The sequence below is a fragment of the Citrobacter sp. Igbk 14 genome, from assembly GCF_028069825.1.
In the GTDB taxonomy this organism is placed as follows: Bacteria; Pseudomonadota; Gammaproteobacteria; order Enterobacterales; family Enterobacteriaceae; genus Citrobacter.
Window position 1 is genome coordinate 1 of sequence record NZ_JANEWM010000205.1, and the last position, 326, is coordinate 326.

At 51.2% G+C, this 326-nt stretch carries 1 tRNA gene and 1 rRNA gene; both read right to left on the reverse strand.

Going from position 1 to position 326, the window contains the following annotated elements:
• Window positions 1-48: 48 nt before the first annotated feature.
• Window positions 49-124: transfer RNA gene (locus NNN64_RS23165), tRNA-Glu, on the reverse strand.
• Window positions 125-209: 85 nt separating this feature from the next.
• Window positions 210-326: ribosomal RNA gene (locus NNN64_RS23170) — 16S ribosomal RNA — on the reverse strand; the annotation flags it as partial.

Below are 326 nucleotides of genomic sequence, written 5' to 3' on the forward strand. Positions count from 1 at the left end.
GTTTTGAGATACTTCGGCCGGCGACTTTCACTCACACAAACCAGCAAGTGGCGTCCCCTAGGGGATTCGAACCCCTGTTACCGCCGTGAAAGGGCGGTGTCCTGGGCCTCTAGACGAAGGGGACGTGTAAGTCTCAATCGCAAGACGCCTTGCTATTTACTTTTCATCAGACAATCTGTGTGAGCACTACAAAGAACGCTTCTTTAAGGTAAGGAGGTGATCCAACCGCAGGTTCCCCTACGGTTACCTTGTTACGACTTCACCCCAGTCATGAATCACAAAGTGGTAAGCGCCCTCCCGAAGGTTAAGCTACCTACTTCTTTTGC